The organism is Delftia sp. K82, assembly GCF_002193035.1.
Taxonomy (GTDB): Bacteria; Pseudomonadota; Gammaproteobacteria; order Burkholderiales; family Burkholderiaceae_C; genus Comamonas; species Comamonas acidovorans.
In genome coordinates this window covers 1,023,743-1,047,523 of the sequence record NZ_MYFL01000003.1, presented here as the reverse complement: position 1 = coordinate 1,047,523, position 23,781 = coordinate 1,023,743, and the positions used below count along the sequence as shown (strand labels likewise).

The window sequence follows — 23,781 nt, the reverse complement described above, 5'->3', positions numbered from 1 at the left end:
TGCCCTGCCCTCCCGCGATCAGAGGGCGGGTCGCCGGCCCACGCTCAGCTGCAGCTCCACCGTGGCCTTGGCCAGCTCGGTCTCGGCCTCCAGCGATCCCAGGTAGGCCTCGTCGGCCGAGCGCTGGGCGGACAGCAGCTCCAGCAGCGAAGCCTCGCCATGCCGGTAGGACAGGCGTATGCCCTCGAGCACGCGCTGCGCATCGCGCAACACGCCGTCGCGGTAGCGCTGCACGTTCTCGCGCGCGGCGGTCAGGCGAAAGCGCGCGCCGCGCACATCGGCCTCGGCCCGGTTCTGGGCCTGCTGCAGGGCCAGCATGGCCTGGGTCACGGCCGCCTCGGCCTGCACCAGATCGCCCCGGTCCAGGCGCGACAGCGGCAGCGGCACGCTGACCGAGACCGACAGCGTGCGCGAGCGCCCGCCGCCATCGAAGGGATTGCCCTGGGCATCGGTGCCGGCAGCCGTGGACGGCACGGCGGCCATGCCCACCGCCAGCGTGGGATTGACCCAGCGGTTGGCCTGGGCCAGGCCCGCGTTGTCGCGCGCATGCTCCAGCGCCGCCTGGGCGATGCGCACCTCGGCGCGCGACTGCAGGGCCTGGGCGACCAGGGCGTCGGCATCCTCCAGCCCCGAGTCTTCGGCCAATTCCATGAAGCCGCATTGCAGCGTGTCGCTGGCAAAGACTTCGGACAGGCGGCGTCCCAGCGGGACGGACAGCGCCAGCCGCGCGGTCTGCGCCTCGGCGCGCGCCTGCACCACCTCGGCCTGGAAGCGGTCGCGCTCCACGCGCGACTGCAGCCATTCCACGCCGCCGATGTCGCCGGCCTTGCGCCGCAGTTCGTTGGCCTGCACCACATCGCCCAGCGCCTTCAGCGTCTGCTGCTTGCGCTCCAGCGCCAGCGAGTCGCGGCAGGCCTGGGTGTAGTCCTGGGCGGCATCGGAGAACAGCTGGCTGCGCACGCCTTCAAGGCCGGCCTCGGACAGGCGCACCTGGCTGCGTGCGGACCGGATGCGCGCGGCGCGCTTGCCGCCCGTCTCCAGCTCCATGCTGATCTCGTAGTTGCGCGTGGTGGGCCTGGGCTGGCCGGTGCGCACCTGCTCGCGCGAGGCGCCCAGCGTGAGGTTGGGGTCGGGGCGAATGCCGGCGATGCCGATGCCGGCACGCGCGGATTCCACGCCCTGTTCCTCCGAGCGCAGCAGGGGGCTGTGCTGCTCCACGGCGTTGAGGTAGTCGGAAAAGCGCACGCCGGCGGACGGCGCCGTCTGCGCCTGGGCTGCGGCGCCAAGGCACAGCAGCAGGGCCAGGGCCTGCCTGGGGAAGAAAGGGGTCGTTTGCATGGCGACTCGCATCAATGGGGTTGGCTCGTTGCGGTGCGATGCCCGCCCTCGTCCTCGGCGGCATCCAGATCGCCGCTCTCACCGCGTTCAGCGGCGCGGCGCTGGCGGCGTTCGGCCGCGCGGGCGGCACGGGCCTCGATCACGTAGTAGAGGTTGGGCAGCAGCAGCAGGGTCAGCAAGGTGGCGCTGAACAGGCCGCAGACGACGACGGTGGCCAGGGGCCGCTGCACGTCGCTGCCCAGGCCCGTGGCCAGCATGGCCGGCGTGAGGCCGAAGGCCGCGACGGTGGCCGTCATCAGCACAGGGCGCATGCGGCTGGAGGCGCCTTCGAGCACGGCTTCGCGCAGGCTCAGGCCGTCCTCGCGGCGCAGCCGGTTGATCTGCGAGACCATGAGCACGCCCGAGAGCACGGCCACGCCGAACAGCGCGATGAAGCCTACGGCGCTGGAGACGTTGAGCGTCATGCCGCGCAGGTGCAGGCCCGCAAAGCCGCCGATCATGGCCAGCGGCACCACGCCCAGCACCAGCAGCGGCTGGCGCAGGTTGCCGAACTCGCCGAACAGCAGCACCAGCATGATGCCCAGCGTCAGCGGCAGGATCATGAGCAGCCGCGCCTCGGCACGCTGCAGGTTCTCGAACTGCCCGCCCCACTCGATGTGCAGCTTCTGGCGGTCGTAGTCCAGGTACTGGTCGATGGCGGTGTGCGCATCCTTGAGGAAGCCCGCCAAGTCGCGGCCACGCACATTGAGCTTGACGAGGATGTGGCGCTCCCCGCCCTCGCGCACGATGACGCTCTGGCCCACGGTGGTGGTGATGCGTGCCACGTCAGCCAGCGGCACCTGGGCGCCGTTGGCCGCCGACAGGCGCAGCGCGCCGATGGCCTCGGGGCTGCTGCGCGTGTCGGGCGTGAAGCGCACGGCCATGTCGTAGCTGCGCTCGCCCACGTACAGCTGGCCGATGGAGGCCCCGCCCACGCCGGTGGAGATGAGCTGCGCCACCTCGGAGGCATTGATGCCGTAGCGCGCGGCCGCCGCGCGGTCCAGCGCAATGCGCAGGTTGGGCAGCGGCGGCTCCACGTCCACGGCCACATCGGCCGCGCCGGGCACTTTCTCCAGCACGGCCACCAGGGCATCGGCCACGCGCCGGTCCTCGGCCAGATCCTGGCCGAAGACCTTCACCGTGAGGTCGCTGTGCGCGCCGGACAGCTTGTCCTGCACGCCGTCGATCATGGGCTGCATGAAGCCCACGGAATAACCGGGCAGCTGGTCGAAGCGCGCGGCCATCTTCGCGATCAGCTGCTGCTTGGTCAGGCCCGACTTCCATTCGCCATAGGGATGCAGGCCCACGCTGGCCTCGATGTGCGAGGGCGTCCAGTAATCCGTGCCGTCATCGTTGCGCCCGGTCTGGGTGACGATGTAGGAGACCTCGGGGAACTCCAGCGCAGCGCTGCGCAGCGCGTCGGCCATGTCGCGCGCCTTGTCCAGCGTGATGCCGGGCGGCATCTGCACCTGCAGCCAGATGGAGCCTTCGTCCAGGTACGGCAGGAAGTCGCGGCCCATGGTGCCGGCCAGCACGCCCAGCGCCAGCAGCGAGGCCACCACCGCCCCCGCCAGCCAGCGCACGCGGCCCACGGCCACGCCCAGGAAGCGGTCATAGGCCGTACCCAGCCGGTGCAGCACGGGGTTGTGGAAAATCCTGCGCGGCCTGCGGAAGGCCAGCCAGGCCAGGGCCGGCGTGAGCAGCAGGGCCACGGCCAGCGCCCCGACCAGGGCCGCGCCCACGGCGCTGGCCATGGGCGAGAACAGCTTGTACTCGATGCGCTCGAAGGCGAACAGCGGCAGGTAGGCGGCCGCGATCACGCACATGCCGAAGAAGATGGGCCGCGCCACCTGCAGCGTGGCCGTGATGGCGTCCCTGGGCGTGAGCGGCCGGTTCTGGTCGGCCTCGCGGCGCCGCAGGATGTTCTCGACCACGACCACGGCGCCATCCACCAGGATGCCGAAGTCGATGGCGCCCAGCGACAGCAGGTTGGCCGGAATCTTCGCGTGGTGCATGAAGATGAAGGCCAGCAGCAGCGCCATGGGAATGGTCAGCGCCACGATCAGCGCCGCGCGCGGGCTGCCCAGGAAGACCAGCAGCACCAGGGTGACGACGATCAGGCCTTCGGCCAGGGTCTTGCCCACGGTGTGGGTGGTGCGCTCGATCAGCGTGGTGCGGTCCAGGTAGGGCACGACCTTCACGTCGGGCGGCAGCAGCTTGCCGTTGAGCTCCTCCACGGCGGCGTGGATGCCCTCCAGCGCCTGCGAGGGGTTGGAGCCCTTGAGCAGCAGCACGATGCCCTGCAGGGTGTCGGAGTTGCCGTCCTTGCCCAGGATGCCGCGCCGCTCCACGTTGCCGTAGGTCAGCCGCCCCAGGTCCTTGACCAGCACGGGCGTGCCGCTGTCCGTGGTCTTGACGACCACGTTGCCCATGTCGTCCAGCGAGCCCAGCAGGCCCACGCCACGCACCACATAGGAGACATCGCCCCGGTCGATGACGCTGCCGCCGCCGCTGGCGTTGTTGGCATTGATGGCCTCGATCACCTGGGACAGCGCCAGCCCGTACTGCAGCAGCCGCGCCGGGTCCAGCTCCAGCATGAACTGCGTGGTCAGGCCGCCGAAGTTGGTCACGTCCACCACGGACTGGGCCTTCTTCAGGCGCGGGATCACCACCCATTGCTGCAGCTCGGACAGCTCGCGCAGGCTGCGCACGGGGCTTTCCAGCGTGTAGCGGTAGACCTCGCCCGTGGGCGAGCTGTAGGGGTCCAGCCCGGCGCGGGCGCCATAGGGCAGCGTGACCTCGTCGATGCGCTCCTTCAGGCGCTGGCGCGCCCAGTAGCCGTCCACGCCGTCCTCGAAGACCACGGTGATCAGCGACAGCGCGAACAGGCTGCGCGAGCGCAGCACGTGCATGCCGGGCGTGGCCAGCAGGGCGCGCTCCAGCGGAATGGTGATCTGCTGCTCTATCTCCTCGGCCGCGAGACCGGGCACCTGGGTGACGATCTGCGAGGTCACGTCGGCAATGTCGGGATAGGCCTCCAGCGGCAGCTGCTTCCAGCTGAACACGCCATACAGGGCCGCGAAGCAAAAGACCAGCCAGACCACGCCGCGGCGCGAAAAGCCGATGTTGACGATGCGCTCGATCATTGCAGCAGCACTCCCCCGTTGACCACCACGCGCTCGCCGGCCGCCAGGCCCGAGAGGATCTCGGCCTGGCCGTCCTGCTGCGCGCCGACCTGCACGTCGCGCGGCTCGAAGCGCCAGCCGCCCTTGTCCACGAAGACGCGCGTGCTGACCTGGCCCTGCAGCAGGGCTGCGGCCGGCACCATCAAGGCCTGGCGCGCCGGGGCGTCGAAGCCCACGCGCGCAAACATGCCGGGGCGCAGCCGCCCTTCGGGGTTGTCCACGGCCACGCGCACCTTGACGCTGCGCGTGGCGGTGTCCACCAGCTCGCCCACGTACTGCACGCGGCCCTGCAGCTGCAGGTCGGGATAGGCGGCCAGCGCGATGTGGGCCTGCTGGCCCACGTCCACATGGGCCAGGTCGCGCTCGCTGACGCTGGCGCTGAGCCAGACCTTGCGCAGGTCGGCCACGGTCATGACGGAGGCATTCACATCGTTCCAGTAGCCGCCCTGCGAGCCCGCCATCTCCACCACGCGGCCGCTGATGGGCGACTTGACCACGTAGCTGCCGCGCGAGCCTTCCTGCACGGCCGCACCCAGCTGGGACAGGTGGTCGGAGGCGGCGCGCGCATCGGCCCCCGCGGCGGCCAGCGACTGCTGCGCGGCCTCGTAGTCCTTGCGCGCGGCGATCTCGGCATCGAACAGCAGCTTCTGGCGGTCGAATTCCTGGCGCGCGTGCAGCAGCGCGGCCTGGGACTTGGCGTGCTCGGCACGCACGCTGGAGATCTCGGAGGAGTCCATGGTGATCAGCGCATCGCCGGCCTTCACCGCATCGCCCAGCTGGTGGTGTAGGCGCACCAGGCGGCCCGCCACGGGCGGCGTGATGCGGACCAGCTTTTCAGGCTCGGCCTCGATGGTGGCGGGGGCCGACAGGCGGGTCTGCAGCGGCTGCAGCGCGATCTCGGCCACCTGCAGGCGCTCGCGCAGCGGCGAGCCTTCGGGCACCACGATGAGGTTGCCTTCGCGGCGCACGGGAGCCGGCTGCGGGGCGGCGGTGGCGGGGGTTGCCACTGCAGCCTGGGTTTCGGCCGGGCCGTTGCAGGCGGCCATGGCCACGCTGATCAGCAGCCCGCCCACAGGCCAGGCGGCTGCCAGCAAGGGATGGCGCTGGTGCAGGCCATGTGGTCGGTCATGTGGGTGGCCATGGGGTCGGCCTGGTCGATCAGAAGCGAGAAAGCGGGTCATCCTGAGGTCTCCGGGCGCCACGGACCCGCGCAGACCTCTCGCCCCTTCAGGCGATCACAGGCCTCCGCCCGGGTCCGGGCAGATCAAGAAATGGAAGAAGGGAAAGACGGAAAGGGACGGCGCGGCAGCGCCTGGCAGGATCGGGATCGGGGTCCATGGGGTACTCCTTTGCGTGTGGGTGGCGCAGTCCCCGTGCAGGCCGGGAGCCCTGTTTGCTGCAGTGCAATATGTGCCCGGAATTATCAAAGGCGAAAGTGCCTGCGGCCAGCCTTTGTTGGGAAGGCTGGCCTGTTCATTGGTGGATGCGGGATATACCTTCGTATAGAAGATGGCCAGCACAAGCCCCATCGGCCCGGCCCGGACCGGCCCGGACCGGAAAGAAAAAAGCCGCCAGCGCGGAGCGGGCGGCTTGCGGGCGATGGCCTGCGGGAAAGCTCAGTCCACTTTCAGGCCAATGGCTTTCACCAGTTCGCCAAAGCGCTCGCGCTCGGTGGCGTGGTGGTCGATGAAGGCCTTGCGGCTCAGGGGCGCGGGCGTGGCGCCCAGGGTGAGGATGACATCGTTGACGTTCTTTTGCTCCAGCGCCTTGGCCACGGCAGTGCGAACGGCCTCGATCACGGACTCGGGCGTGCCCGTGGGCGCGTAGATGCCGAACAGCGTGTCGGCGTCAAAGCCCGGCAGGCCGCTTTCGGCCAGCGTGGGCACGTTGGGGTACTGCGGCGAGCGGTGCGGGCTGCCAATGGCCAGCAGGCGCAGCTTGCCGGCCTCCACCTGCTTGAGGCCCGGACCCGGGTCGAACCAGAACTGCAGCTGCCCGCTGAGCACGTCGCTGAGCGCCGGGCCCGCGCCCTTGTAGGGGGCGTGCACGGCATCGACACCGGCCATGCGCTTGAACATCTCGCCGGCCAGATGCGGCGAGCTGCCCTGGCCCGGCGAGCCGTAGGACAGCTTGCCGGGGTTGGCCTTCAGGTGCTTGATGAACTCGGCCACGTTGGTGGCGGGCACGGCGGGATTGGTCTCCAGGAACACATGCACGCGCGCCACGGCAGCCACGGGCGTCAAATCCTTTTCGGGATTGAAGGCCAGCTTGCTGTAGATCATCGGGTTGATGGTGATGGCCCCGCCCGAGCTCAGCAGCAGCGTGTAGCCATCCTTGGGCGCGCGCACGGTTTCGCTGATGCCGATGTTGCCGCCCGCGCCGGGCTTGTTGTCCACCACCACCGACTGGCCCAGCACCTGGGACATGGTGGGCGTGATGGCGCGCGCCAGCACATCGGCCGCGCCGCCGGGCGCGAAGTTCACCACCAGGCGCACGGGGCGCTCGGGCCATTTGTCGCCGGCCTTCTGCGCCAGCGCAGGGACCGAGGCCGTCGCGCCCAGCAGGGCCAGCAGGCCCAGGCGGCGCCAGCGGCTGAAGGGGGTTGTCTTGTGCATGAGCTATGTCTCCTTGGGTTATGAGTTCTTGAAAACGGTGAGGGCGCCTGAAGCAGCAGCGGCGCAGCGGCGCTACGGTCAATCCAGCCGTATGCCCGCCGACTCGATGACCTGGCCCCAGCGCCGGCTTTCGCTGCGCCAGTAGTCACGCATCTGCGCAGGCGTGCCGGGCAGCGGCTCCAGCGACAGCGCCTCGAAACGCGCCAGCACGGCAGGCGAGCGCAGCGCCTGTTGCAGCGCCACGGACCAGGCCTGTACGGTGGCGTCGTCCGTGCCTGCGGGTGCGACCAGGCCCTGCCATGCATGGGCCTCGAAATCCTTCACGCCCTGCTCGGCCAGCGTGGGCACAGACGGGTGGCTCTTGAGCCGCTCGGCGCTGGCCACGCCGATGACGCGCAGCTTGCCGGCCGCAATGTGCTGGGCCGCCGCCGCGCTGTCGGCCAGCATGAAGGGGATCTGGCCGCCGATCACGTCGATCAGGGCCGGCCCCGCGCCGCGATAGGGCACATGGGACATCTTCAGGCCCAGGCGCTGCGACAGCAGTTCGGTGGCCAGGTGATGCGGCGTGCCCAGCCCCGGGCTGCCGTAGCTGACGGGGCCTGGCTGGGCCTTCACCCACTGCGTGAACTCCTGCAGGTTGTGCACCGGCAATTGGTTGCCGACCACGAGGAACAGCGGAAAGCGCGCCAGCAGGCCGATGGGCACGAAGTCCTTCTCGGCGTTGTAGGCCAGCTTGCGAAACAGGTGGGGGTTGGCCGCCAGCGTGGCGAAGTCGGCCGTGAAGACCAGGCTGCCCAGCTCGCGCGTGCGCGCCGCGTACTCGGCGGCGATGTTGGTGCCGGCCCCGGGCTTGTTCATGACGACCACGGTGCGGCCCAGGGCCTTGCCAAAGGACTCGCCCACGGTGCGCGCCACGGCGTCCGAGCCGCCGCCTGCGGCAAAGCCCACCACCCATTCGACGGGCTTGCCGGTCTGTGCGTGTGCCGTGCCCATGCCCAGCAGGGGCGGGGCGCCTATGGCCAGTACGGCCTTGAGTGCTTGTCTGCGCAGCATCTTGTCTCCTTCTTGTAGTGGCTCGTTTTGCCTTGAGCGCGTTCAGCGCGGTGCGACGGCGCCCGCGTTCTCCGACAGGCTGACCAGTGCGTGCAGCGTGCGCGTCACGGGCACGGCAATGCCCAGGCGGTCGGCCACCTGCAGCACGGCGCCATGGATGGCGCCCGTCTCGGTGGTACGGCCAGCCAGCAGGTCCTGCAGCATCGAGGGCTGGTGGCCCCGGTGGTGGTCCAGCGCATCGCGCACGGCCGCGCCCACGCGCTCGGCACTGGCGGCGACGCCATGGGCATGGGCGACGGACAGCACCTCGTCCAGCACGCGCTGCAGCAGGGCCTCGCCCTGCGGATTGGCCAGTCCGTCCACGGTCTGGCGCGTCACGGCGCACACGCCGTTGAAGGCGGCATTGAAGGCCAGCTTTTCCCAGATGGCTTCCTGCACCTGCGGGTCGATGCGGCAATGCATGCCTGCGCGGTTGAGTTCATCCGCCAGTTGGTCGAAGACCGCGCTGCGCTGGCCATTGCAAGGCATGAAGCGGATACCGCCCTGCCCCATGGAGCTGACCTCGCCCGGCGACATCACGCGCGCAGGCCAGGTGGTCACGCCCACGGCGATGCGTTCGAGCGGCACCATTTCACGCAACACATCGGCATGGCCTATGCCGTTTTGCAGGCTCAGGAAATGCGTGTCCGGCCCGATGAGATGCGCAATGCCCTGCAGCGCGGCCCGCGTATGGGCCGACTTGGTGAAGACCAGCCACAGCGCGGGCCCCGCCGTGAGCTGCTCGGCCCGCGCCGCATGCACGCGCGCCTGCAGCAGCCCCTCATCGGTGTGGCAGCGCGCGCCATCGCGGTTCAGGGCCTGCAGCAGCTCATCGTTCACGTCGACCAGGGTCACATCCAGGCCGATGCGGGCCAGCCGCGCGCCGAACAGGGTGCCCATGGCGCCTGCGCCGAGGATGCCTATGCTTCTTGTGTTTTCCATTGCCGTGTCTCCTGCAGGGGGCTTCGCCTCAGGCGACTTCGACCTCGACCACGATGGGCCGGGGATGGGCCAGCGCGCGGGCCAGCACATCGGACAGCTCGGCCGCGTTCTCCACATGCACGCCGTCGCAGCCCTGGCCACGGGCCAGCGCCACGAAGTCGATGTCGGGCAGTTCCGTGCCCTCGACCTTCTCGCCCTCGCGGTAGCCGAAGACATGGGCGAAGTCCTGCAGCGCCGCGTAGCGGCGGTTCTTGAGGATCACGAAGCTGATGGGCAGGCGCAGCTGGGCTGCGCTCCAGAGGGCCTGGATGGCATACATGGCCGAGCCGTCGCCGATGACGGCGACCACCTTGGCCTCGGGCTTTGCCAGCGCCACGCCCACGGCGGCCGGCATGCTGTGGCCCAGGCCGCCGCTGCACATGGTGTAGAAGGTGCCCGAGTGGAAGATGGGCAGGTAGGTCTGGATGGTGGAGCGCGAGCTGGGCGCCTCTTCCACCACGATGCTGTGGCGGTCGCGCACCTGGGCCAGCGTGTGCATGGCAAAGGCCACCGACATGCGCTCGCCTGCGGCGGGCGCAGCCGGCACGGGCGCTGCGGGCCGGGGTGCGGGCGCCTGGCGCGGTGCGGGTGCGGGGCGCTGCAGCAGCTCCTCCACGCCCATGCGCACATTGCCCACGGCAGCCGTGCCCACGGGGGCCCATGCAGCAATGGCCGGGTCTTCGATCAACTGGTAGAGCGCCGTGCCCTCGGGGATGTGCGGGCCCTCGCCTTCCACGTGGTAGGTGAAGGCGGCCGCGCCCACGGCGAAGACCACGTCATGGCCGGACAGCAGTTGCACGATGCGCTCGCGCATGGCGGGCAAGAAGCCGGCGAACAGGGGATGGTCCTCGGGGAAGCTGCAGCGCCCGCTCATGGGGGCCACGAAGACGCGGGCCTGGTGGCGCTCGGCCAGCGCGACCACGGCATCCCAGCCCTGGGCCCGGTCCACGGCCGCGCCCACGACCAGGGCCGGGGCACGCGCGGTGCCCAGCGCCTGGCCGATGAGGTCCAGCGTGCGCGGATCGGGCCGCGTCTCGAAGCCCACATGGCGCAGCGTGACGGGCTCGGCCGGCTTGTCCCAGTCATCGGCGGGAATGGAGACCAGCACGGGGCCGCGCGGCTCCTGCATGGCGATGTAGTAGGCGCGCGCCAGCGCCTGGGGCACGTCTTCGGCGCGCGCGGGCTCGCAGCTCCACTTCACATAGGGCTTAGGCAGCTCGGCGGCCTGGTTGGAATGCAGGAAGGGGTCGAACTGCAGCAACGAGCGCGCCTGCTGGCCTGCCGTGATTACCAGGGGCGTGCGGTTCTTGAAGGCCGTGAAGATGTTGGCCATGGCGTGGCCCACGCCCGCAGCCGAATGCAGGTTCACGAAGCTGGCATTGCGCGTGGCCTGGGCGTGGCCGTCGGCCATGCCCACGACCACGGTTTCCTGCAGGCCCAGCACATAGGAGAAGTCTTCGGGGTAGTCGCGGAACAGCGGCAGCTCGGTCGAGCCCGGGTTGCCGAAGATGCGCGTCATGCCCAGCTCGCGCAGCATGGCGATCACGGCATGGCGCACGGTGTAGGTCGCGGTGGAAGAGGATGCCTCGGCGGGCTGGCTGCGCGGTGTGGTGGGTGCTTGCAAGATGGGGTCTCCTGGGGAATGGGCCGGCCGCCCGGTGCGTGCCGCGCAGTGGCCATGGAAATCGGCGCCCATGGTGCAGGCGCTTATGATTTCCAGCAATTGAATAAACCATCTAAGAGATATTCACCAAATGGATATCAAGAACCTGGACCTCAACCTGCTGCGCGTCTTTGACGCCGTGTACCGCCACTGCAGCGTCAGCCGCGCGGCCGAGGAGCTGGGCATGTCCCAGCCCGCCGCCAGCCAGGCCGTAACGCGGCTGCGCCTGCTGCTGGGCAATCCGCTGTTCGAGCGCGCGCACGCAGGCGTGCGCCCCACGCCGCGTGCCGAGCGCCTGGCGCTGGCCGTGCGCCAGGCGCTGGAGGTGCTCGAAGTCGCCATGTCCGAGGCCCAGAGCTTCGAGCCACTGCAGGCGCGCCAGCGCTTTCGCATCCACCTGAGCGACATCGGCGAGGCGCGCTTTCTGCCGCCGCTGATGCAGGCGCTGCACCATCGCGCCCCGCATGTGCAGCTGGAGACCCTGCCCATGCCGCTGGACGGCATTGCCGATGCGCTGGACCGGGGCACGCTGGACATCGCCATCGGCTTTCTGCCGGGTGGCACGCGGACCCGGCAGACCGTGCTGCTGTCCGACCATTACGGCGTGCTGCTGCGCAGCGGCCACCCCGCACTGGCGCACCTGCCCGAAGACACGCCACTGGCGCTGGCCACGCTGCGCCAGCTGGATTTCGCGGCGGTGCGCTCGCATTCGGAGACGCTGCGCATCCTGCAGGCGCTGCGGCTCGACGAGCGCATCCGCCTGTCGGCCGCACATTTCATGGCCGTGCCCTCCATCGTGGGCAAGACCGACCTGGCGGTGATCATGCCGGCCGAGATCGCGGCCGGCTTTGTCGAGCGCGGTGGCTATGCGGTGCGCGATGCCGATCTGCCCGATCACCGCTTTGACGTGTCGCTGCACTGGAGCTGGCGCTTCGAGCAGGAACCGGCCAAGCGCTGGCTGCGCGAACTGGTCTGCGAGCTGTTCCAGCAGCCCCGGCACCGCGAGGCCGCCGCGCCCTGAAGGGCGGGCCGACTCAGTTTCGTCTAAGAAACCGGCGCCAGACTGGTCCCTGCGCCGACAAGGGCACGCGGCCGGCCGCGCCGAAGATGGACACCGGCCTGTTTCATCCACTCTCCAGGAAAGACTCACCATGCAACTCAAGGACAAGGTCGCCTTCATCACCGGCTCGGCCAGCGGCATCGGCAAGGAGATCGCCACGCTGTTCGCCAGCGAAGGCGCGCGCATCGTCATTGCCGACCTCAACAAGGAGGCAGCCGACGCCACGGCGGCCGAGCTGCGCGCCACGGGAGCGCAGGCCATGGGCGTTGCCGTGGACGTGACAGACGAGGCCCAGGTCAACGCCTCGGTCGAGGAGGCCGCCCGGGCCTTCGGCGGCATCGACATCCTGGTCAGCAATGCCGGGATACAGATCGTGCATCCGGTGGAGGAATTCAGTTTTGCCGACTGGAAGAAGATGCTGGCCATCCACCTGGACGGTGCCTTCCTCACCACGCGCGCCTGCCTCAAGCACATGTATGCGCAAGGCCGCGGCGGCAGCGTGATCTACATGGGATCGGTGCACTCCAAGGAAGCCTCGCTGCTCAAGGCGCCCTATGTCACGGCCAAGCACGGCCTGATCGGGCTGGCCAAGACCGTGGCCAAGGAAGGCGCCAAGCACGGCGTGCGCGCCAATGTGATCTGCCCGGGCTTCGTGCGCACGCCGCTGGTGGACAAGCAGATTCCCGAGCAGGCCCGCACGCTGGGCATCAGCGAGGACGAGGTCATCAAGAACGTGATGCTCAAGGAAACCGTGGACGGCGAGTTCACCACCACCGAGGACGTGGCCCGCGTGGCCCTGCTGTTCGCGGGCTTCCCCAGCAATGCGCTGACCGGCCAGTCGCTGGTGGTCAGCCACGGCTGGTTCATGCAGTAAGTCGCCAGTCGGCCACTCAATCGGCCTTCAATCGGCCTTCAGGCCCAGCGCACGCGTCACGGCCGCATAGCGGTCGATGTCGGCCGCGATCAGCGCCTGGAATTGGCCCGGTGTCTGCCGCGCCAGGGTGTAGCCCTGGTCGCGCAAGCCAGCGCTGACGGCGGGATCGGCCAGCGCCTGCTCCAGCGTGTCATGCAATGCCTGCACCGTGGCCCGTGGCGTGGCGGCAGGTGCCAGCAGGCCGTGCCACTGCTCCACCGCAAAGCCCGGCAGGCCGCGCTCGGCCACCGTGGGAACGCCGGCCAGCTGCGGCAGTCGCTGCGGCGCCGTGACGGCCAGGGCGCGCACTCGGCCTGCAGCGATCATGGCCGCAGCACTGCTGGCCGTGACCATGCCCGCCGCCACCTGGCCTGCCGCCACGGCGGTGATGGCCGGGCCGCAGCCCTTGTAGGGCACATGCTGCACAAAGCGCTTCGCCTCCCGGGCCAGCATCTCGCCGGCCAGGTGCTGGGGCGTGCCGTTGCCGCAGGAGGCGAACAGCAGCGGCCGGTCCTGGCGCGCCTGAGCCAGCGCATCCTCCAGCGTCTGCAGCGCGCTGTCCGCAGGCACGACCAGCACCGAGGCGATGGAGCCTGCGTTGAACACTGCCGTGAAGTCCTTGCGCGGGTCGAAGTCCAGGCGTTCGTACACACCGGGGTTGATGGCAAACGAGCTGTTGGCCATCAGCAAGGTGCTGCCGTCCGCCACGGCCTGGGCCACGGCATGGGCGCCGATGTTGCCGCTGGCGCCGGGCCGGTTCTCCACCACCACGGGCTGGCCCAGGCGCTGCTGCAGCTGCTCGCCCAGGCGCCGCGCCAGCAGGTCCGTGCCGCCGCCCGGCGGAAAGGTCACGACGATGGTGATGGGCCGCTCCAGGCGCGTGCCGGCCTTGCCCGGCGCCGCCAGCCACAGCCCCGATGCGCCCGCCAGCAGCGCGCAGGCCGCCAGCGTCCAGAGTCTCCGCCCGCGCAAAGAAAATGCCATGACCGAGTCCTCAGGTGTCGAGGCCGATGTCGAGAACCCGGGCGCTGTGCGTGATCCAGCCCACGGCGATCTGGTCCACGCCGGTCTCGGCCACGGCACGCGCCGTCTCTGGCGTGATGCGGCCCGAGGCTTCGGTCACCGCGCGCCCGCGCGCCATGGAGACGGCCATGCGCAGCGTGTCCAGGTCCATGTTGTCCAGCAGCACCACTTCCACGCCCAGGGACAGCGCCACCTCCAGCTGCTCCAGCGTGTCCACCTCCAGCTGGATCTGCACCATGTGGCCCACGCCTGCGCGCGCCCGGGCCAGGGCTTCGGCCACGCCGCCGGCCAGCGCGATGTGGTTGTCCTTGATCAGCACGGCATCGTCCAGGCCGAAGCGGTGGTTGCTGCCGCCGCCCACGCGCACCGCGTACTTCTGCAGCGCGCGCAGGCCGGGCATGGTCTTGCGCGTGCAGGTCACGCGTGCGCCCGTGTCGGCGATGGCCCGCGCGATCGATGCCGTGGCCGTGGCCACGCCGCTCAGGTGGCACAGGTAGTTGAGCGCCACGCGCTCGGCGGTGAGGATGGCGCGCGCGCTGCCGTGGATACGCGCGATCTCCTGGCCGGGCGCCAGTTCGCTGCCATCGCGCAGCACCGGCTCGAAACGCGACTGCGCATCCAGCGCACGGAACGCCAGCCGCGCCATGTCCAGCCCGGCCAGCACGCCCTCCTGGCGCGCCACCAGGCGCAGTTCGGCCTGTGCGTCGGCAGGGACGATGGCATCCGTGGTCAGGTCGCCCGCGCGGCCCAGGTCTTCCAGCAGGGCCGAGCGCACCAGCGGCTCCAGCATCAGGTCGGGCAGCGGCGGTACCGGCAGGCGGGCACTGAGGGCATTGGCAATATTAATGCTCATTTTGAGTATATGTAGATCAAAAAAATGTGGCGCGCGGCCTTGCGGGCTTGAGCGAGGAACTTATGCTAGATACGAGCATAAGTGCTGTCAAGCCATTGACACAATCGGGCAAGTGCCGTGCGGCTCAGGGGGAACCGTCGATGCCCTTGGCCAGAGGCAGCTTGCTGCCGGAGATGGCGCGTTCCAGCAGCACATCGCTGCGAAAGCGGAACAGCTTGGCCGGCCGGCCCGCCGAGCCCACCGTGAGCTGGCCGGTCTCCTCGACCAGATCCTGCTGCTCGATCAGGCGGCGGAAGTTCTGCTTGTGCAGCCCGCGCCCGGCCAGGGCCTCCACCGTCTGCTGCAGCTGCAGCAGCGTGAACTCGGGCGGCATCAGCTCGAAGACCACGGGCCGGTACTTGATCTTGGCCCGCAGCCGCGCCATGCCCGTGGCCAGGATGCGGCGGTGGTCGTGGTGCATGGCCTCGCCAGGCAGCATGGCGGCCGCGCCATGGACGCGGTGGGCCGCCTCCTGCACCAGTCCGGCCTCGTACAGCAGTTCGTAGCGCTGCAGCACCATGTCCTCGTTCCAGGGCCCGCCGTCCAGGCCGAAGGCGATGTCCGCGCGCTGGCGCCGCAGCGCACGCTGGGCGCCGCGCGCCTCGGCCATCCAGGCATGCAGGCGCGGAGCGATGTGGGAGCGCAGCAGGGCCGGCTCGCCGCCGCGCCAGTCTTCCCAGGGAAAGTAGCGGTACCAGTCCTGCCAGACGGCCTGCCCCGCGCTGCGGTCCGCGGATTCGCGCGTCAGCCCCAGGTAGCTGACCGAGATCACGCGCGCCCCGCTGGCATCGGTGCGATCGCCATCTGCAAAGGTGTAGAGCTGCTCCATGTAGCCCAGCGGGTGATGGGTCTGCTCCTCCACCCAGGCGCGCAGGCCGGCCTGCAGCGAACGGTGCCCCACCTCGAACGGCCCCGCCGGCAGCAACTGCCCGTCCGCCGTGGTCAGCACGCGCGGTGTGCCCTGGGTCACGGCCGCCAGCACGGCAACGAGTTCGGCATGGATGGGAGAGGCTGCGGGACTGGTGGGGTGGGGCACGAAGGTGAGGGAGGTCGGTTGGCGGGATGGGTGATTATGGTGGGTTGCAGGGGCGGGGTTGCCCGCGTTCACGCATGGCGGTCCAAGCTTCCGATGTACTGGTCCACCATGGCCTTGGCCTGTCCCAGGCTGCAGCCATGCTCGCTCTGGCAGGCCCTGATGGCCGCCATCTTCTGCAGGGGATCGGCGGCGAGGGTGCGCCAGTCGATCTTTGCGGACTCTGGCGCAGGGCCATGCCGCGCGTCTCCCTCCTCCACCGAACGCACCTCCCAGCGCGCCACGACGGGAAAGGAAAGGTCCACGGCAGGCAGCCGGCCCAGTTCGGCCGCCAGTTCATCCTGTGAAATCAATGAAGCCACCTGGCGAACACGCGCCCGGGGCCCGTCGCGCCAAGGCCTGATCTCCAAGGGACGCCGACAGAAATCCTGCAGATAGTCGCCCAACTCCTGCTTCATGAAGCGCGTGGTCTGTGCGACATCGGCCCGCAACAGTTGCAAAGCCTCCGACTGCGAGAACTCATCCAGCTGATCGCTCAGGTCCGCAAAGGCCTGCAGAAATCCCGCGCAGACAAAGTCATCGAAGCAGGCGTGCGAAACACTGCTGGCCTCGTCATCGTGCAACACCAGCGCCACGCCCACGCCATGCATGTCCAGCGGCGTCAGGCACCAGGCATCGCCGGCGCCCGACTGGGCGAATGGCAGAAAGCTCCGGCCGTTCTGTGCGCCAGGATGAAGCCAGCCCTCGATGATTTCCCGGCTGGCTTCGGCATCTATCCATTCGAAGTCCTGCCAACTCATGAACAAGGGCGGGTCCTGCAGGCAGCGCTGGCGCCAGGTGGCGGCCCAATCCGGACCGTAGACGGTCTTTCCCGATGCCAGGAGGTCGCTCAACAGCGGCGGCAGCGCAATGCCGGTCTGGATGGAGAGGTTGGCGTAGGTGGTCATTGGATTCATCCCACGTCCATATGCAGCCGATGCCTGCCGCAATGCACGCACCGGAAAAGACAGCCGGAAATCATGCCGTCCTTGGACATCCGCTCCAGCATCCACTGCGCATCGTTGCTGTAGCTGCCTTCGATGTCGGGCAGGACTTCAGCAAGGAAAGGCTCGACGGCCTGCCTGTCGGCGTGACCCAGGAAGACACAGGGTGCGTTGCAGTGCGTGAGCCACACGGGCTGCTGCCAGGCCCTGTAGCCGGGCGTGCGCTGCGCGATCTCCAGCAGCAGCTCCCTGGCGATGGTGGGCTCCGGGTCTGCCGGATCAGGCGACACGCCTTCGATATCGGTATATCCCACAAGTTCGCCGTCGTATGTCTCGCAAGCCTGCCCGCTGGCAATGCACCAGGGACACAGGTAATCGGGGCTTTGCTGGCTGTAGAACGGGCCTTCGTACTTGAGGCTGCGGTTTTGTCCGCAGCAGGAACACACACCCTCTTCCTGCTCGAAGACGGTTTCATAGGCACCGGGATGGAATCTGAAATGCGGGCGGTCCATTTCAAGGTCTCTCTTTCCCCAATGGAAAGGCGCCATTGTCCATGGACGTTCGGTGCGCGGGACCGAATCGATCCAGGCATGAAAAAACCGCGCACAAGCGCGGTTTCCTGAGGTGGGCGAGAACTGCTTTTCAGCAGTTCTGCCGCGGCATCCGTTGCCTCACACGTTGAACAGGAAGTTCATCACGTCGCCATCCTTGACGACATATTCCTTGCCTTCGGCGCGCATCTTGCCCGCGTCCTTGGCGCCTTGCTCGCCCTTGAAGGCGATGAAGTCGTCAAAGGCGATGGTCTGGGCACGGATGAAGCCGCGCTCGAAGTCGCCGTGGATGACGCCTGCGGCCTGGGGGGCGGTGTCGCCGACCTTGATGGTCCAGGCGCGCACTTCCTTGACGCCGGCCGTGAAGTAGGTCTGCAGGCCCAACAGGCCGAAGCCGGCGCGGATCAGGCGGTTCAGGCCCGGTTCTTCCAGGCCCAGTTCCTGCAGGAACATGTCGCGGTCTTCGTCGCTCATCTCGGCCATTTCAGCCTCGATCTTGGCGCAGATGGCCACGACGGGAGCGCCTTGTGCCTCGGCATAGGCCTTGAGGCTGTCGAGCAGCGGGTTGTTCTCGAAGCCGTCTTCGCTGACGTTGCCCACGAACATGGCGGGCTTGGCGGTGATCAGGCAGAACTGCTTGAGCAGGGGCGCGTCTTCCTTGGAGACGGGCACCGTGCGTGCGGGCTTGCCCTGGTCCAGGGCAGCCTGGATGGGGGTCAGCAGCGCCACCACCTTGGCGGCTTCCTTGTCGTTGCCCGACTTGGCGGCCTTGCTGTAGCGGTTCAGCGCCTTCTCGACGGTGGCCAGGTCGGCCAGGCACAGCTCGGTCTGGATGACCTCGATGTCGGCGATGGGGTCCACCTTGTTGGCCACGTGGATGACGTTGGGGTCTTCGAAGCAGCGCACCACGTTGACGATGGCGTCGGTCTCGCGGATGTGGGCCAGGAACTGGTTGCCCAGGCCTTCACCCTTGGAGGCACCGGCCACCAGGCCGGCGATGTCCACGAATTCGACGATGGCCGGGACGATGCGCTCGGGCGTGATGATGTCGGCCAGCTTCTGCAGGCGCGGATCGGGCACTTCCACCACGCCGGTGTTCGGCTCGATGGTGCAGAAGGGATAGTTCTCGGCGGCGATGCCGGCCTTCGTCAGCGCGTTGAAGAGAGTGGACTTGCCCACATTGGGCAGGCCCACGATGCCGCATTTGAGGCTCATGGCAGGGCTTTCTACAGGGATTCTGGGGACAAACCCCGTATTTTAGTCAACCGGGCATTTCCTGTCGTTTCAGGCGAACTGCCAGTCGCCGGCCACGGACTGGCCAACGACCAGTTCGGCCCCGTCGTGCAGGCCTTCCAGCACGGCATTCATGCCGAAGGTGATGGCGCCATCGACACGGTCGTCCTGGCGGTAGGTACGGATGGCGTCACCCACGGCGGTGCCCTGCACGGCCGTGACGGGGTCGATGTCGGGAATGGGGCAGCGTGTGCAGGGCTTGGCCATGCGCAGCCGCAGGCCCTGGGCATCGAGCACGTCGAGCCCGTCGACCCGGTCCTCGTCATGGGCTTCCAGGCCTTCGATCACGATGTTGGGGCGAAAGCGCCGTGCGTCCACCGGGGCGTGGCCGGCCGCCTGCAGGCGCTGGTTGAGTTCATCCACGGCCGCCTGGCTCAGCACCAGCAGCGGATAGCCGTCCGCGAAGTGCACAGGTGCGGCCTCGCCCCCGGTCCAGCGCTCGCTGGTGCGGCGCGGCGCCGCCGGGTCGAAGCGCACCAGGGAGCAGTCCGTGCCCAGGGCCTGCGTCAGCCAGTGGGCGGCCTCGGGGCCCATGTCCCAGGCCTGCACCCAGTCCGACCAGACGCGCGCCCGGCGCTCCGGCCCCGTGGCCTGCAGCGCGATGCGCAGCGGCGGCTGCTGGGGAAAGTGCAGCACCAGGTGCCCGGCCTCCAGCTCGGGGCGTATCCAGGCCATGCGCGGATGGTCGCGCTGGGTCAGGAATTCGCCCTGCGCATCGACCACCATCCAGTGGCGGTCCCAGGCCAGGCCGGTGGCGCCGACGCCGCTGCTTTGCAGCGCGATGCCCGCGCAGGATTTGACGGGATATACCCACAACTGTGCAATGCGGCCCTGCACGTCTCTTTCTTGGTCAAACATCGGATAGCTCTTTTTGGGAAATCTGGAGTGTGTATGCCATCCATGGCGCGAATGGCGCCATGCGATGGGCGGCAATATGCCAGATGGCGACGCAGGCTGCGGCAGGTCATGCCAAAGCCGGAGTTTGCGCCAGTTGGAATCCCCGGCATGGCCCGGACTCCTACAATGCCGGCCATGGCGCAAACCTTTGATGTATGTATACGCGGGGCCGGCATTGCAGGCCGGACCCTGGCTCTCCTGCTGGCCCGGGAACGGCTGCGCGTGGCCCTGGTGGTGGCCGCGCCGACCGGCAACGCGCCCGATGTGCGCGCCTACGCGCTCAATGCCAGCGCACGCGGTCTGCTGGACAGCCTGCGTTGCTGGCCCGATGACCAGCACGCCACGCCCGTGACGCAAATGGAAGTCTTTGGCGACCTGGACGGCCATGTGCTGTTCGACGCCGCCAGCCAGGATGTCGAGGCCCTGACCTGGATCGTCGATGTGCCCGCGCTGGAGCAGCGCCTGGCCGAGGCCGTGCGCTACCAGCCCATGGTCGAGGTGGTGGAGCAGCCCGTGGCGGCGCCGCTGACGGCCATCTGCGAGGGCCGCGCCAGCCGCACGCGCAGCGAGTTCGGTGTGGACTTCGCCGTCACGCCCTATGCACAGCACGCCATCGCCACCCGGCTGCACTGCGAGCTGCCGCACGGACAGGTGGCGCGACAGTGGTTCACGCCCGAAGGCATCCTGGCCCTGCTGCCGCTGGACGGCCCGCAAGGCCACAGCGTGGCCGTGGTCTGGTCCATCGCCCGCGAGCTGGCCGACGGCTGGCTGGCCGCCGACACACAGGATTTCACCGCGCGGCTGGAAGCCATCAGCCAGGGCGCGCTGGGCCGGCTGGAGCTGAGCGCACCGCGCATGGCCTGGCCGCTGCAGCAGGCCGTGGCCGACCACTGGTGCGGCTCCATGCCCGACGGCGATGCACGCTCGGCCCGCAGCTGGGTGCTGGTGGGCGACGCTGCCCACAACGTGCATCCGCTGGCAGGCCAGGGCCTGAACCTGGGCCTGGGCGATGTACAGGCGCTGGCACGCGTGCTGCAGGAGCGCGGCTACTGGCGCAGCACCGGCGATCTGCGCCTGCTGCGCCGCTATGAACGCGAGCGCAAGGCCGCGCTGGCGCCCATGGGGCTGGCCATGGACGGGCTGCAGCAGCTGTTCAGCCGCTCCGAGGTGCCGGTGCAGATGCTGCGCAACTGGGGCATGAAGGGCTTCGAGCGCTTCGGCCCGCTCAAGGACTGGATGGCGCGCCAGGCCATGGGCCTGGACCCGCGCAGCGGCGCCTGAGCCTGGAGCCAAGCCGATCCCGTGCCGTTGAACCCTTTGCCGTTTTGCGACTCGTACCCCTGCTCCGTGGCGCACCGCGCCGCGCAATCCCCCTCAACCACGGCGCGGCCGGCCTGAATGCGGCCCCGCCCACCCACCGCATTGCCATGAAACTCTTCGCCTGCCTGCTGACGGCCGCCAGCCTGACCTGGAGCCTCGGTGTCCATGCCCAGGACGCCAACCTGCGCAAGACGCTGACCGAGCGCATTCCCCAGCTGGAAAAGATCGACGAAATCCGCCCCACGCCCATGTCCGGCCTGTTCGAGGTGCGCATCGGCACGGACCTGTTCTACACGGACGCCAAGGGCAACTACCTGATCCAGGGCGAGCTGATCGACACCAAGGCGCGCCGCAATCTCACCGAAGACCGCATGAACCAGCTGACGGCGGTGGACTTCAAGCAGCTGCCGCTCAAGGACGCCGTGACCATCGTCCACGGCAAGGGCGAGCGCAAGATGGCCGTGTTCGAAGACCCCAACTGCGGCTACTGCAAGCGCTTCGAGCGCGACCTGCAGACCGTGGACAACGTCACCATCTACCTGTTCCTGTACCCCATCCTGAGCCCCGACTCGGCCGAGAAGTCGCGCAACATCTGGTGCGCCAAGGACCAGGCCGGTGCATGGGCCGACCACATGCTGCGCGACAAGGTGCCGGCCGCCGCCCAGTGCGACACCTCGGCCGTGCAGCGCAACCTGGCCTTTGGCCGCAAGTACAAGATCACGGGAACGCCCACCGTCATCTTCACCAACAACACCCGCGTGCCTGGCGCCATCAGCGCCCAGGAAGTCGAGAAGAACCTGGCCGCAGCCGCAGCCGCGCGCTGACCGCCACCGGGCGGGCCCGGCGCCATGGACGCCGGGCCCGCCCACCTGATCCCCCTCGGCCGGAGCTTCCCGGCTCCAGCCCGCCGCAGCGGGTCCGGGCAGCCTCCAGGCCACACCTGCAGGAGCCCGAATGACCTCTCCCCTCGCCGCCACCGCCACTGCCACTGCCGCAGCGGACATCCACTACCGCGTGCAGGCCCTTGATGTGGACGCGCACCTGTTCAGCGTGCAACTGCACATCGCCCGCCCGGCTGCTGGCCAGACCCTGTCGCTGCCGGTCTGGATTCCCGGCAGCTATCTGGTGCGGGAATTCTCCAAGAACCTCCAGGGCCTGTCTGCCGAGCAGGACGGTCGCCCCGTCGCGCTGGCCCAGCAGGGCAAGAACCTCTGGCAGGCCGACTGCGCAGCCGGCGTGCCCCTGGTGCTCCACTACCAGTTCTGCGCCTATGACAGCTCGGTGCGCACGGCCTGGCTGGACCGCCGCCGCGGCTTTTTCAACGGCACCAGCCTGTGCCTGCGCGTGCACGGCCAGGAAGACACGCCGCACACGCTGCAACTGCTTGCGTCGGATGCCACGGCATCGTGGCAGGTGGCCACCGGCCTGGACGCCGTGGACACCGATGCGCGCGGCTGGGGCCTGTACCGCGCCGCCCACTACGACGAATTGGTGGACTGCCCCGTGGAGATGGGCAGCTTCTGGCGTGGCGACTTCGTGGCCGCGGGCGTGCCGCACAGCTTCATCGTGGCGGGCGCCGCGCCCAGCTTCGACGGCGCGCGCCTGATTGCCGATGCACGCAGGATCTGCGAGACCGTGCTGGCTTTCTGGCACGGTACGGGCGAGCAGGCCACGCCCGCGCCCATGCAGCGCTATGTGTTCATGCTCAACGTGGTCGATGACGGCTATGGGGGCCTGGAGCACCGCAACTCCACGGCCCTGATCTGCGGCCGGCGCGACCTGCCGCGCGTGGGCGAGCGCAAGGCCGCCGAGGGCTACACCACCTTGCTGGGCCTGATCAGCCACGAGTACTTCCACACCTGGAACGTCAAGCGCCTGCGCCCCGCAGAATTCGCACGCTACGACTACGGGCAGGAGAACTACACCGAGCTGCTGTGGTTCTTCGAAGGCTTCACCAGCTACTACGACGACCTGCTGCTGCGCCGCGCCGGCCTGATCGACAACGCCCAGTACCTCAAGCTCATCACGCGCACCATCAACCAGGTGCTGCAGACGCCGGGCCGACACCTGCAGTCCGTGGCCCAGGCCAGCTATGACGCCTGGGTCAAGTACTACCGCCAGGACGAGAACACGCCCAACCAGACCGTCAGCTACTACACCAAGGGCTGCCTGGTCGCACTGGCCCTGGACCTGCAACTGCGCCGCGAAGGCCGCAGCACGCTGGACGACGTGATGCGCGCGCTGTGGCAGCGCTGCCAGGGCGGCCCCATGCGCGAGGCCGACGTGCTGGCCGTGCTGCAGGACCTGGGCGGGCGCAGCTTCGCGCCCGAGATCACGCAATGGGTGCACGGCACCGACGACCTGCCGCTGGCCGAGCTGCTGGCCGCTCACGGCGTACAGGCCAAGGCCGAGCCGGCGCAGACTGCCCAGCGCCTGGGCCTGCGCGTGCAGGAAAGCCAGGGCATCACCATCAAGACCGTGCTGCGCGGCAGCCTGGCCGAGCGCGCAGGCTTCATGGCGGGCGACGAATGGCTGGCCATCGAGCTGCCCACCGGCGCCGAGGATTCACAGCCCGCGCGCTGGCGCATCACCCGGCTGGACGACGTGGCGCTTTATGCAGGCACGGCCCTGGACATCGTCGCCTGGGTGGCCCGCGACCGGCAGATCCTGGCCTTGACCCTGCCCTGGGGCTCGGGCCTGCTGTCCGAGGCCGCCGCCATGGTGGAGAAAACGGACAACGGCGATGCAAAAGCTGCCACATCCGGCACCCTGGCGGCGCCCGCCCCCAGCAATCTCGGACTGGAAATCACGGACGAGGAGACCGCTGGACGCTGGCTGGCCGGGCACACGGGCACTGCGCAGGCGCCTGCCACGCCCTGAACGGCGCATGCCGTCCCGCGCCG

19 protein-coding genes are annotated in these 23,781 nt (G+C 69.1%); 5 read left to right on the top strand and 14 right to left on the bottom strand.

The window, feature by feature from the left end; genetic code table 11:
* Window positions 1-18: 18 nt before the first annotated feature.
* The 7 genes from KDK82_RS21530 to mdlC form a co-directional block, all read right to left on the bottom strand.
* On the bottom strand, window positions 19-1,338 hold the full coding sequence (locus tag KDK82_RS21530) for a TolC family protein (RefSeq protein ID WP_088166147.1): 1,320 nt from the start codon (window positions 1,336-1,338) through the stop codon (window positions 19-21).
* A gap of 11 nt (window positions 1,339-1,349) precedes the next feature.
* Window positions 1,350-4,523 carry an efflux RND transporter permease subunit gene (locus KDK82_RS21525; RefSeq protein WP_088166146.1) on the bottom strand — a complete coding sequence of 1,058 codons (3,174 nt, stop codon included), beginning with the start codon at window positions 4,521-4,523 and terminating at the stop codon, window positions 1,350-1,352.
* Window positions 4,520-5,743 (bottom strand): efflux RND transporter periplasmic adaptor subunit, encoded by a 1,224-nt coding sequence (locus KDK82_RS21520; protein ID WP_088166145.1) that lies wholly within the window; start codon window positions 5,741-5,743, stop codon window positions 4,520-4,522. Before KDK82_RS21520 ends, KDK82_RS21525 begins: the two co-directional genes overlap by 4 nt.
* Before the next feature lie 435 nt (window positions 5,744-6,178).
* Window positions 6,179-7,177 carry a tripartite tricarboxylate transporter substrate binding protein gene (locus KDK82_RS21515; RefSeq protein ID WP_013804051.1) on the bottom strand — a complete coding sequence of 333 codons (999 nt, stop codon included), beginning with the start codon at window positions 7,175-7,177 and terminating at the stop codon, window positions 6,179-6,181.
* 78 nt (window positions 7,178-7,255) lie between these two features.
* Window positions 7,256-8,230 carry a tripartite tricarboxylate transporter substrate binding protein gene (locus KDK82_RS21510; RefSeq protein WP_088166144.1) on the bottom strand — a complete coding sequence of 325 codons (975 nt, stop codon included), beginning with the start codon at window positions 8,228-8,230 and terminating at the stop codon, window positions 7,256-7,258.
* 42 nt (window positions 8,231-8,272) lie between these two features.
* Entirely contained in the window at window positions 8,273-9,211 is a 939-nt protein-coding gene (locus tag KDK82_RS21505) for a ketopantoate reductase family protein (RefSeq protein WP_088166143.1), read from the bottom strand.
* A gap of 28 nt (window positions 9,212-9,239) precedes the next feature.
* Complete coding sequence (mdlC, locus tag KDK82_RS21500) at window positions 9,240-10,874, bottom strand: benzoylformate decarboxylase (RefSeq protein ID WP_218827090.1); 1,635 nt, start codon at window positions 10,872-10,874, stop codon at window positions 9,240-9,242.
* A 130-nt stretch (window positions 10,875-11,004) separates the two neighbouring features.
* Between mdlC and KDK82_RS21495 the strand changes: the two genes are divergently transcribed.
* Both KDK82_RS21495 and KDK82_RS21490 read left to right on the top strand, forming a co-directional pair.
* The gene (locus KDK82_RS21495; protein WP_088166142.1) at window positions 11,005-11,934 is read left to right on the top strand and encodes a LysR family transcriptional regulator; all 930 of its coding nucleotides are present in this window, start codon (window positions 11,005-11,007) and stop codon (window positions 11,932-11,934) included.
* A 130-nt stretch (window positions 11,935-12,064) separates the two neighbouring features.
* The gene (locus KDK82_RS21490) at window positions 12,065-12,847 is read left to right on the top strand and encodes a 3-hydroxybutyrate dehydrogenase (RefSeq protein WP_012203473.1); all 783 of its coding nucleotides are present in this window, start codon (window positions 12,065-12,067) and stop codon (window positions 12,845-12,847) included.
* Window positions 12,848-12,874: 27 nt separating this feature from the next.
* On the opposite strand, the gene KDK82_RS21485 is transcribed toward KDK82_RS21490, so the two are convergent.
* The 7 genes from KDK82_RS21485 to KDK82_RS21455 form a co-directional block, all read right to left on the bottom strand.
* A complete protein-coding gene (locus KDK82_RS21485; RefSeq protein ID WP_088166141.1) occupies window positions 12,875-13,870 on the bottom strand; it encodes a tripartite tricarboxylate transporter substrate-binding protein in 996 nt (331 codons plus the stop codon).
* 10 nt (window positions 13,871-13,880) lie between these two features.
* Window positions 13,881-14,762, bottom strand: a complete 882-nt coding sequence (nadC, locus tag KDK82_RS21480; RefSeq protein ID WP_088166140.1) for a carboxylating nicotinate-nucleotide diphosphorylase — start codon at window positions 14,760-14,762, stop codon at window positions 13,881-13,883.
* Window positions 14,763-14,886: 124 nt separating this feature from the next.
* On the bottom strand, window positions 14,887-15,837 hold the full coding sequence (locus KDK82_RS21475) for a membrane protein (protein ID WP_013804059.1): 951 nt from the start codon (window positions 15,835-15,837) through the stop codon (window positions 14,887-14,889).
* 68 nt (window positions 15,838-15,905) lie between these two features.
* The gene (locus tag KDK82_RS21470; RefSeq protein ID WP_088166139.1) at window positions 15,906-16,781 is read right to left on the bottom strand and encodes an SMI1/KNR4 family protein; all 876 of its coding nucleotides are present in this window, start codon (window positions 16,779-16,781) and stop codon (window positions 15,906-15,908) included.
* A 5-nt stretch (window positions 16,782-16,786) separates the two neighbouring features.
* Window positions 16,787-17,365: a CbrC family protein gene (locus KDK82_RS21465; RefSeq protein ID WP_256974526.1), complete on the bottom strand. Its 579-nt coding sequence runs from the start codon at window positions 17,363-17,365 to the stop codon at window positions 16,787-16,789.
* Window positions 17,366-17,488: 123 nt separating this feature from the next.
* Entirely contained in the window at window positions 17,489-18,583 is a 1,095-nt protein-coding gene (gene ychF, locus KDK82_RS21460; protein ID WP_012203464.1) for a redox-regulated ATPase YchF, read from the bottom strand.
* Between the two features lie 69 nt (window positions 18,584-18,652).
* A complete protein-coding gene (locus KDK82_RS21455) occupies window positions 18,653-19,519 on the bottom strand; it encodes an MOSC domain-containing protein (RefSeq protein WP_088166137.1) in 867 nt (288 codons plus the stop codon).
* Window positions 19,520-19,693: 174 nt separating this feature from the next.
* Here KDK82_RS21455 and KDK82_RS21450 point away from each other — a divergent pair, with 174 nt between their 5' ends.
* The 3 genes from KDK82_RS21450 to KDK82_RS21440 all read left to right on the top strand — a co-directional run bounded on the left by KDK82_RS21450 (window position 19,694) and on the right by KDK82_RS21440 (window position 23,758).
* Window positions 19,694-20,839, top strand: a complete 1,146-nt coding sequence (locus KDK82_RS21450; RefSeq protein ID WP_170962085.1) for an FAD-dependent monooxygenase — start codon at window positions 19,694-19,696, stop codon at window positions 20,837-20,839.
* Between the two features lie 146 nt (window positions 20,840-20,985).
* On the top strand, window positions 20,986-21,702 hold the full coding sequence (locus tag KDK82_RS21445) for a DsbC family protein (protein WP_034390564.1): 717 nt from the start codon (window positions 20,986-20,988) through the stop codon (window positions 21,700-21,702).
* Between the two features lie 130 nt (window positions 21,703-21,832).
* On the top strand, window positions 21,833-23,758 hold the full coding sequence (locus KDK82_RS21440; protein WP_088166136.1) for a M61 family metallopeptidase: 1,926 nt from the start codon (window positions 21,833-21,835) through the stop codon (window positions 23,756-23,758).
* Window positions 23,759-23,781 lie beyond the last annotated feature (23 nt).